The sequence below is a fragment of the Pelatocladus sp. genome (assembly GCF_059505505.1).
The window spans coordinates 43769-52767 of record NZ_JCACKS010000209.1 but is presented as its reverse complement, the minus strand read 5'-3'; the positions used below and the strand labels follow the sequence as shown (position 1 = coordinate 52767).

6 protein-coding genes are annotated in these 8999 nt (G+C 41.4%); 3 read left to right on the top strand and 3 right to left on the bottom strand.

Annotated elements, in window-relative coordinates:
- Positions 1-617: 617 nt before the first annotated feature.
- Together hemB and AC5JMK_RS17980 are read right to left on the bottom strand one after the other, a co-directional pair.
- Positions 618-1598: a porphobilinogen synthase gene (gene hemB / locus AC5JMK_RS17985; protein ID WP_495910724.1), complete on the bottom strand. Its 981-nt coding sequence runs from the start codon at positions 1596-1598 to the stop codon at positions 618-620.
- Positions 1599-1994: 396 nt separating this feature from the next.
- Positions 1995-2336: a DUF4870 domain-containing protein gene (locus tag AC5JMK_RS17980; RefSeq protein WP_096676714.1), complete on the bottom strand. Its 342-nt coding sequence runs from the start codon at positions 2334-2336 to the stop codon at positions 1995-1997.
- A gap of 253 nt (positions 2337-2589) precedes the next feature.
- On the opposite strand from AC5JMK_RS17980, the gene prfC reads away from it, so the two are divergent.
- Both prfC and AC5JMK_RS17970 read left to right on the top strand, forming a co-directional pair.
- The gene (prfC, locus tag AC5JMK_RS17975; protein WP_096676712.1) at positions 2590-4221 is read left to right on the top strand and encodes a peptide chain release factor 3; all 1632 of its coding nucleotides are present in this window, start codon (positions 2590-2592) and stop codon (positions 4219-4221) included.
- 72 nt (positions 4222-4293) lie between these two features.
- Complete coding sequence (locus tag AC5JMK_RS17970; protein WP_096676710.1) at positions 4294-6609, top strand: M48 family metalloprotease; 2316 nt, start codon at positions 4294-4296, stop codon at positions 6607-6609.
- Positions 6610-6676: 67 nt separating this feature from the next.
- On the opposite strand, the gene AC5JMK_RS17965 is transcribed toward AC5JMK_RS17970, so the two are convergent.
- On the bottom strand, positions 6677-7297 hold the full coding sequence (locus AC5JMK_RS17965) for a Uma2 family endonuclease (protein WP_495910723.1): 621 nt from the start codon (positions 7295-7297) through the stop codon (positions 6677-6679).
- An 851-nt stretch (positions 7298-8148) separates the two neighbouring features.
- Here AC5JMK_RS17965 and AC5JMK_RS17960 point away from each other — a divergent pair.
- Complete coding sequence (locus AC5JMK_RS17960) at positions 8149-8634, top strand: RNA recognition motif domain-containing protein (protein ID WP_096676708.1); 486 nt, start codon at positions 8149-8151, stop codon at positions 8632-8634.
- Positions 8635-8999: the final 365 nt, after the last annotated feature.

The following is an 8999-nucleotide window of genomic DNA, read 5'->3' as shown; positions in this document are numbered from 1 at the left end:
TATGTGTACCCTCATTTCCTCCGTAACACTTTTTGTCCCCTGAACGGATACCTTTGAAGTAGGTGTACGCTTCTAGAAACCCCCAAACACCTCCAACGATAGCGATATAACTTGCGATGAATGTTATCCAGAACCTTGCGGAACGGTTGCTATTCACGATTTTTATCCACGATTTATGTACTAGCTATTTTGGTATAAGAGTATTTACTACTAGCAGTAAATATTTTTATCGTAACCCAAACACACAGTCGGCTTACCGATAAAGTTAAAATCTTTCCCTCACTAATAACTGTGTGATAACTCTGAGGGGGCGTTGATAGAGAAGCAATAACCGAAATTGTTTGATGGTACAAGCTCTCAGATTCCATAAGTAGAGTCAATCCAAAATCCAAAATCTAAAATCGAATTACGACCCCAAGTAGTTAGGTGAAACAGCAATTCATCTCACTTAAGTGTGCTTACCACAAATCCAATGCTTTCATTCCCTAGCAAACAATAATCTCACGCCCAGACACCAAGATACATAAGATAAACTCTGCATCTTTGCGCCTCTGCGTGAGATTAATTAAGCCAATTACCCAGATAAAATTTTGTCGCCTGACAGGCCAAACCACTGCTTACCCCAGCCAACGCGCAGCATCTTTAGCGTGGTAGGTCAAAATTAAATCTGCACCAGACCGTTTAAAGCCAGTTAAGGTTTCTATGACCACGCGCTGTTCATCAATCCAGCCGTTGAGGGCTGCGGCTTTCACCATAGAATATTCACCAGAAACGTTGTAAGCAGCAACAGGTAAGTTGCTAGCTTGTTTCACACGCCAGATGATATCCATGTAAGCCAATGCTGGCTTCACCATGAGCATGTCAGCGCCTTCAGCAATATCCAATTCTATTTCTTTGATCGCTTCGCGGGAGTTACTGGGGTCCATTTGATAGGTGCGGCGATCGCCAAATTGGGGTGCTGAGTCTGCTGCATCCCGGAATGGGCCATAGTAAGCCGAAGCATACTTGGCAGCATAGGACAAGATCGGCGTATTTTGGAAACCTGCTTCATCCAAACCAGAGCGAATTGCTTGTACAAATCCATCCATCATTCCCGAAGGCGCAATAATGTCAGCACCTGCTTTTGCTTGGGAAACGGCGGTTTTCTTGAGTAATTCTAGGGTGGGGTCATTTAAAACTCGTCCTGATAAATCACCAACTTGCAGATAGCCGCAGTGACCATGACTGGTATACTCACACAAACAAGTGTCAGCAATAATCACCAAATCTGGTACTGCTTCTTTCACCGCAGTTGCAGCTTTCTGAACAATACCGCAATCATGCCATGCACCTGTGGCATCAACATCTTTATCAGCAGGAATACCAAATAGAATAATGGCGGGAATTCCCAAGTCGTAAACTTCTTTTGCCTCTTCGACAATTTTATCTATCGAAAGCTGATAGACACCAGGCATAGATTTAACTTCATTGGCGATCGCTTCACCTGGGACAGCAAACAAAGGATAAATCAAGTCGCTGGTGGTAAGAACAGTTTCACGTACCATCCGGCGGAGTTGGGAATGGGTACGCAGACGGCGAGGGCGATGGGTTGGAAACATAAATTTTTATGAAGAAAAAACACAAATGGACAAAAAACAAAGCGTCACAAAGTTCGGGTAAAAACCCGCTTACCAAGGACACACTACAAACAGCGCTTAACTGTCCTCTGCCCTACACCTGATGAGGTTGTGGGGCAATTTTGTATTTTACAACTTGCTTGTCATTTATCTTCTAAAAAAGACAAGAAAGTATATAAAAATTTCCATCAATATATTAATAGATGCGCTTGATTAAAAATTTGTGATGAGATACGTGTGAGGCGCAATGATAATCGATAATCAAAACACAGCCTATTATCCATTACCAATAAGCTATGACCCTGGATTTAAAAGCCACCCGTCTATTTCAGATATTCATCAGTGACTTGATATAACCGGATAAAAACTGATTTTTTACTAAACAAGTCGGAGAATGAAGGGATAACGAAAAGGTTTTTCAGTATTACTTAAAACATGAGAAAGCGCCCAAATTGTTAATCCCCAATGAATTAAAAACCATAAACCCGCCAGAGGTATCAACAAACCAAAACTCACCCAAATCAAAACACCAATAATAGCCCCATAAAACCAGACATTCAAATGAAAATTAATGGCTTCTTTGGCATTTTCTTTCACAACAGGATCTTCTGTTGCAAAGAGGATGAAAATAGGTATTGCGATCGATACTAATGTGGTACTCAAAAAGATGGCTGCATGAGAAAGTGCTGATAAAAGCTTGCGCTTGTCCGTGTCGTACATTTCTCTGTTCCTTATAATTGGGTTGAGTTTGGGGTAAAGCCTGTGAAGGATGAAATCTGAAGTCAGTAAACAGTAAATACTGATCAGTGATCCATTGGTAGTTGTCAACTGGTAACTGATAACTGATAACTGAATTTGCCTCCTGCTTTCAAGTACACTAAGAACCTATCATGAGCATCGTTGTCTTAAGATAAAAAGACTCGCTAAAGTTGGAAAAAGTAAAGTTAGATTTAATTTACAAGTAGATACAGTTATGTCAACTGACCTTGAGTTAGAACTTCACAAAGCAGTTGAACTTCGTCGCAATTTTGCGATTATTTCTCACCCGGATGCTGGTAAAACTACACTCACAGAAAAACTCCTGTTGTACGGAGGTGCTATTCACGAAGCTGGCGCAGTCAAAGCCCGACGCGCACAGCGCAAAGCGACTTCTGACTGGATGGCAATGGAACAACAACGGGGTATTTCGATTACTTCCACGGTGTTACAATTTACCTACCAAAACTGTCAGATAAATTTACTAGATACTCCTGGACACCAGGATTTTAGTGAAGATACTTATCGGACTCTAGCGGCGGCAGATAATGCAGTCATGCTGATTGATGCTGCTAAAGGTTTGGAACCCCAAACCCGCAAACTATTTGAAGTTTGTAAAATGCGGGGTATTCCCATTTTCACCTTTGTGAACAAACTTGATCGTCCCGGACGAGAACCCCTAGAACTGCTAGATGAGATTGAGCAAGAATTAGGATTGCAGACCTATGCAGTCAACTGGCCCATTGGTATGGGCGATCGCTTTAAAGGTGTCTTCGATCGCCATAAACAACAAATTCACCTGTTTGAACGTAGCGCTCACGGTAGTAAAGAAGCGGTTAATACAGTTGTTGATTTGGGAAATCCCCAAATTGAAGAACTTTTAGAACAAGATCTTTACTATCAGCTCAAAAACGACTTAGAACTATTAGAAGGGGCGGGAGCAGACCTAGATTTAGATTTAGTACACCAAGGCAAAATGACGCCTATTTTCTTTGGTAGTGCGATGACTAACTTTGGGGTTGAGTTATTCCTCAAGTATTTTCTAGAGTACGCCCTCAAACCAGGTTCACACAATAGTAGCGTGGGTGAAGTTGAACCCGAATATCCTGAATTTTCTGGGTTTGTGTTCAAGCTGCAAGCCAATATGGACCCCAAACACCGCGATCGCGTGGCGTTTGTGCGTGTCTGTACAGGCAAATTTGAAAAAGATATGACAGTCAATCACGCCCGCACAGGTAAAGTTGTCCGTTTGTCTCGTCCGCAAAAACTCTTTGCTCAAGAACGAGAATCTATTGATGTCGCCTACCCAGGTGATGTCATTGGTTTAAATAATCCTGGTGTTTTTGCAATCGGGGATACAATTTACACTGGGCAAAAGTTGGAATATGAGGGAATTCCTTATTTCTCTCCAGAGTTGTTTGCAACTCTCCGCAATCCCAACCCATCTAAATTCAAGCAATTTCAAAAAGGCGTTTCGGAATTGCGTGAAGAAGGGGCTGTACAGATTATGTATTCTGTAGATGAAGCCAAACGCGATCCAATTTTAGCTGCGGTAGGTCAGTTGCAATTCGAGGTGGTGCAATTCCGTTTAATGAATGAATATGGAGTTGAAACCATACTGGATTTATTACCCTACAGTGTTGCGCGTTGGGTAGAAGGTAGTTGGGAAGCATTGACCAAAATCGGACGTTTGTTCAATACGACCACAGTCAAAGACAGTATGGGGCGACCAGTTTTACTATTTCGTAATGAGTGGAATTGCCATCAATTACAACAAGATCACCCTGATTTGCAATTAAGTGCGATCGCCCCAGTTTTTTCTAGTCAACAACCAGTGGTTAATGGGTAATTATTATTACCTATTACTAATTACCCATTACCAATTACCACTAACAATATAGTTATTGGAGTGCAAACTACTATGCCTTCACATTCTGAACCATCTTTGAAGGCTGGTTTAACCGCCCTGAAGCAAGGAGATTATCAAACAGCAAAAAGCATCTTAGAAGCCATTTTAAGTAGTAATAGCGATCGCACGGCAGTTATCCAAGCGGAAATAGGCTTAGTTGTCGTTTATACGCGTATTGGGGAAGTTGCAACAGCGATCGCATTATGCGAAACTCTGATTCAAAACGAACGTCCACAAGTTAAAGAATGGGCAGAACGTTCTCTAGAACAGATCAAAAAACGCTATCAAAATGACGATGCGTCTACTGCTGACGTCACCGGATTTATCCCCTGGAATAATTCTTCACCTATGCTGGAGTCTCAGCAGTCACAAACAGAGGACGCCGAGACGCGAGAACGCCAAGATGCAGAGAACACAAATATCGAGCAAACATCAGCCCGTAGTCTGCGAGTACCTACATTTGGCGGAACTCAAACGCGAGGTTGGCTGGCTTCAGCATCTTCCACACCCCGCGCCTCTGTAACAAAAAATTCATCTCTACCAATTCCTCCACCCGTTAACTCCCCAACTACTGTTAATCAGGAAAAAGTCAAACCACCTACGATTTACTGGCGACAAGCAGGACGCGCTAAAGTATGGCAACCCTTGCCAAAACGAAGCTTAAAGCTATTGTATTTACTCCAAGCAGGAACATGCGTAGCGCTGTTTTGGGTAATCAAAACGCTGCTGCTGTCGGTAATGAGATTTATTAATGATGCCTTTGTTAAACTGCCTTTTGTAGAGCCATTACAGCTTTTATATAGAGATCCTACAAGTATATTGGTGGTTTTGATTTTTGTCCTGTTCTGTTTATCTCCTTGGTTGTTGGATCGATTACTGACAAAGTTTTACGGTCAACGAGAATTAGAAAAAGACATTTTGCATCGCCATAGTAAAGAGACAGTGCGAGTTTTACAACGTTATTGCCAACAACGGGGTTGGCGGACACCTAAATTATTTGTCCTACCAATTACTTCCCCTGTTGCTTTTTGCTATGGTAATTTACCCCGTACAGCTAGAATTGTAGTTAGTCAAGGGTTATTAGAGCAACTGACAAATGATGAAATTGCCACAATTTATGCCAGTCAATTAGGACAGATTGCTCACTGGGATTGTGCTGTTATGTCTTTGTTACTAGTACTAACAATTCCGATTTACCAGCTATATCAGTTATTGGGACAGTGGGGAGATGCAAAAACTCAACCTATCTGGCGTGGGTTTTTTGGTGTATTGACAAGTCTGGTTTATGGTTTGTGGTGCTTGCTGAGTGCAACTGGTTTATGGTTGTCGCAGTTGCGGCTTTATTGGTGTGATCGCGTGGCGGCGGAAGTTACTGGTAATCCCAATGCTTTAGTCCGTGCTTTACTGAAAATGGCTATTGGTATTGCTGGTGATGTCCAAAAACAAGAACACACCAGTTGGCAGCTAGAAAGCTTAAATCTAGTTATACCCGTAGGCTACAAACAAAGTCTATGCTTGGGTAGTATGGCTGCTTATACTACCTTTGAATCTCTGTTGATGTGGGATTGTGTCAATCCTTATCGATGGTGGTTTGTAATTAATAATACTCATCCTTTAATTGGCGATCGCGCCCTACGCCTGTGTAAAATCGCTCGTCTTTGGCATGTAGACCCAGAATTATATCTCGAAAGCCAACAGCCTTTAAAAATCAAGCCTCAGTCTTTTTTATTACAAATTGCCCCTTGGTTGGGAATTCCTTTAGGCGTTGCGTTTGGGGGTCTGATCTGGTTAATTTGGCAAACTCTGTTCGCACTCAAACTTTTAAATTTGAAATGGATTTATGAGGACTGGAATTTTATCAAGGGCTGTATGCTGATTGGCTTTAGTATCGGCCTCTTGTTGCGGATAAATTCTTTCTTTTCAAACATTAAACCTGCGAATGTCCAAACTGATGACCAACTGCCCAACCTGTTAACTAATCCAGCTAGCATTCCTATTGATAGCATCGGTGTGCGTCTTGTTGGAAAGTTATTAGGTCGTCGTGGTACTAACAACTGTTTGGCACAAGATTTAGTTTTGCAATCTCACACAGGTTTAGTCAAACTACATCACATTTCTTGGTTGGGACAACATGTCAATCCTCAAGAATTGCTCGGACGTCAGATCACCGTCACTGGCTGGTTACGACGCGGAGCAACACCTTGGATTGATGTGCAAACCCTACAAACTCAAGGCGGAAAAATCGTTAACAGTCCTCACCCCATTTGGTCTATTGTCTTAGCGGTCGCAGCAGAGGTTTGGGGAGCATATATTCTTCTGAGGGGATAGCTGTTTGTGCAAGCAGGATGAGTACCGATTGTACCACCTGCTCTGGCTTTTATAATTAGCGTTTTCCCTACTTTCCCCCTTTCCCAGCTAAAAAAATTTGTTCAGCAGTCAATTTAAAGTCCGGAAATGTTGGTGACACTATGCGATCGCTGTTCTTAAACTGGGTGACAATGTACTCACCTTCAACCAGCGAGTAGACTGATATAGTTGGTTGTTTCGGATTGCCAATAAATCGCTTACCGCCTAAAGCTAGGTAATCTACAATCCAATATTCTGAAATTCCAATTTCTTCGTATTTACCTAATTTTGTAAAATAATCATCACGCCAGTTAGTACTAACTACTTCAACCACTAAAGCGATTGATGCTCCGTAAATTACAGTTGATTCTCTTTCCCAAAGCGGTTCATTTTGTAGTTGCGCTTGGTTCACGATTAGTACATCTGGTGAGTAAGCAGACTCGCTCTGTTGAGATTTAACTAATGCTGTTTTTGGGATGAGATAGGGAAGCTCTGATTGATAGCATTGAACACCCAGATGTATTGATAAAAATCCTGTAACTTCTTCATGACCTCCTAACGGCTGTGGCATTTTAACAATCACTCCATCATGCAATTCATAGCATTCCCCGTCAGGCTTCCACTCTACAAATTCTTCAAAAGTTACAAATCTTGGTAAGGCTTGTGTCATTGGTCGGTGTCCTCATCGTTAGTACTAATTGAGTAATATCCTTTTACCTTCGATTCAATGAACTTAAAATTGAGGCAGGTTTGTATTGGTTTATCTGATTGGCGATCGCGAGTGATCTGGCGTTGTAGACGCTTTGCGGCTTCCGTAGGTAGCGTGCCTCAATTTTAAGAGGAGAAAACTGTGACGTAGTTATGAGGTTAATGGTGTCCTTGTTTCAAGCCCCTCAAGAAGATTGATGGGGTTTCCTCTACACCCCTGTTGCTGACCAAAAAGAGAATGTAAATAAATGTTGCAAAATATTTCCATTTCTGTTACATTGATTCACATAAAGTGGAGCAGCCGATATAAATCAATCACCAAGTTTGGTAATGAGGCTCGGCTATTTGTCCAAATCAATCCCCTTTTCTCCTTCCAACACAGCAGCAAATCAACCAGCCACAGGCTGGTTTTTGTTTCCAAAAAGTCAACTTCAAAAATAAAAGTATTTTATGCTACGATGCTTTCATGCAATAGTCGGAAATGTCCGTCCTAAGCTAGCTACGTAGAAAATACCGTGATAATGTAAGAAATGGTGTTTAAATATTTGGAACAAGGGCGTTAAAGTCATTTCCTGTCGTAAGCAGTAAGTTGTAAGATTCATAAATTCTTAGAATAAAGGTATTGTTAGCGCAGTGTACGCTTTTGTATTCAACAGGCTTAATTTTGGCAAAAAACAGTATTGTAATAGGTTAATAGTTTGGAGTAAAAAAACTAGGTTTGTGGCATTGTTACTCAATAGCATCTATCAAAAGCCGAAACCCAGTAACTGTTTTTTGCCTGGTCGTTTTTCAATTAACTCTGGAGGTTAGTCCATGTCTGTTCGCCTATATATAGGCAATTTGCCTAAAGAAGAAATAGATCGTCAAGAACTGCAAGCAGTTTTTGCAGAAGAAGGTGATGCTGTCACCACTAAATTAATTAAAGACCGGAAAACTGGCAAATGTCGTGGCTTTGGTTTTCTCACGGTAAATAATGACGAACAAGCAGACCAGATTATTGAAAAATACAATGGTCAAATGTTCAAAGACTCTCCCATCAAATTAGAAAAGGCATTACCTCGTACAAAGGGAGAGGATAATGAAGAACAACAAGCACCTACTAAAGCTGCTAATCAAAGTGGTGGTCATGCCAGTGCTGTTACACCGAGAGAAAGCAAAAAATCTAAAAAGCCTCGCCGTGGTGGTAGTCCCAAAGAAACTTCTCCAGCAGGCGATACAGATGCTATTCGTCCAGATCCACGCTGGGCTTCTGAGTTGGAAAAACTCAAACAAATGCTGGCTACACAAACTACCAGTTAATCTGCCAGTAGAAGTAATTAAAAATTAAAAATTCAAAATAAGTTTGAACTTTTAATTTTTAATTATCTACCTTCAAGCTATTTTCAAAACAGCTTATTGGGTAAAATCCCACAACCTGTACATGAAAATATGATTCTTACATCTCTCCCCTACACCCTTACACCTCCACACACCCATTTTCGAGCTAGGGGTTAGACGTGAGAATTGACATACCTCCTCGTCCGCAGATGAGCGAGTATTCCTTGACACTTCACATAAACTCGCTACTAAGTAGTCTTACAGTCTCTCTATGTCCGTTTAAAGTCTCCCAATGCCCTGTGGCGACTTGTTTTTATAATAGCATGGATATCAATAAAGCCGTCAAG

Excerpts from the sequence above, each read along its gene's own strand:
- AC5JMK_RS17970 (WP_096676710.1), top strand. The coding sequence starts at position 4,294 with ATGCCTTCACATTCTGAACCATCTTTGAAGGCTGGTTTAACCGCCCTG.
- AC5JMK_RS17980 (WP_096676714.1), bottom strand. The coding sequence starts at position 2,336 with ATGTACGACACGGACAAGCGCAAGCTTTTATCAGCACTTTCTCATGCA.
- prfC (WP_096676712.1), top strand. The coding sequence starts at position 2,590 with ATGTCAACTGACCTTGAGTTAGAACTTCACAAAGCAGTTGAACTTCGT.
- AC5JMK_RS17960 (WP_096676708.1), top strand. The coding sequence starts at position 8,149 with ATGTCTGTTCGCCTATATATAGGCAATTTGCCTAAAGAAGAAATAGAT.
- hemB (WP_495910724.1), bottom strand. The coding sequence starts at position 1,598 with ATGTTTCCAACCCATCGCCCTCGCCGTCTGCGTACCCATTCCCAACTC.
- AC5JMK_RS17965 (WP_495910723.1), bottom strand. The coding sequence starts at position 7,297 with ATGACACAAGCCTTACCAAGATTTGTAACTTTTGAAGAATTTGTAGAG.